The organism is Oleiphilus sp. HI0125, assembly GCF_001635355.1.
The window spans coordinates 1-787 of sequence record NZ_LWGF01000102.1; the positions used below are offsets into that span (position 1 = coordinate 1).

A 787-nucleotide genomic window follows, 5' to 3' on the forward strand; every position below is an offset into this window, starting at 1 on the left:
TGACAGAGATATTCATTCTTTGATGGATGAAGGCAAAACTTCTTTTCGTCAGGTGCGCAATGAACTGGGTGTGGCGACAAGTTGTGGTCAGTGTGCATGTACTACTAAAGAAATTATAGAAAATAGATTGGCTCAAGATAACGACAATACTTCTCTCGACTTAGCCTACGCGGTAGTCATCTAACTGATACTGATTCGTATCATTATTCTCAACTTTTCAATAACTTAAACCTTGCATATACTTGCCCTGATTTTTTCGAAGGGAGGTTCGCTATGCAAGGTGATGTATCGGTTATTCAAAAATTAAACGATGTGCTCGCGGATGAGCTTATATCGATCAATCAATATTTTCTTCATGCTCGAATGGCCAAGAACTGGGGATTATCAGTTCTTGATAAGGTCGAGTACAAAAAATCCATCAAGGATATGAAACAAGCGGACGCGCTTATTGAGCGTATCTTGTTCTTGGAAGGTATCCCCAATCTCCAAAAATTAGGCAAGCTGTATATTGGCGAAGATGTTCCCGAGATTCTGTCTTGCGACTTGAGGTTTCAGACGCAGTCTTTGGCAACCCTTCGCGATGCGATCGAGCACTGCGAATCACAGCGCGATTATGTGAGTAGAGATGTCTTGCGCGAACTTTTGAGCTATGAGGAAGAGCATTTCGATTGGATTGAAACTCAGCGAGATCTCATCGAAAAGATGGGGCTCGAGAACTATACGCAATCATTGCTAGGCGAAGAATAGGGGTTTTGAAATGAAAGGTAATCAAAAAGTTGTCGATACA

General features: G+C 41.7%; 2 protein-coding genes. Both read left to right on the plus strand.

Annotated elements, in window-relative coordinates:
- Positions 1-184: bacterioferritin-associated ferredoxin (locus A3762_RS28120; protein ID WP_068753787.1), on the plus strand; the 184-nt coding region annotated here is incomplete at its 5' end.
- A gap of 89 nt (positions 185-273) precedes the next feature.
- Positions 274-747, plus strand: coding sequence for a bacterioferritin (gene bfr / locus A3762_RS01645; protein WP_068478532.1), 474 nt, complete (start codon positions 274-276; stop codon positions 745-747).
- The last annotated feature ends 40 nt before the right edge of the window (positions 748-787 follow it).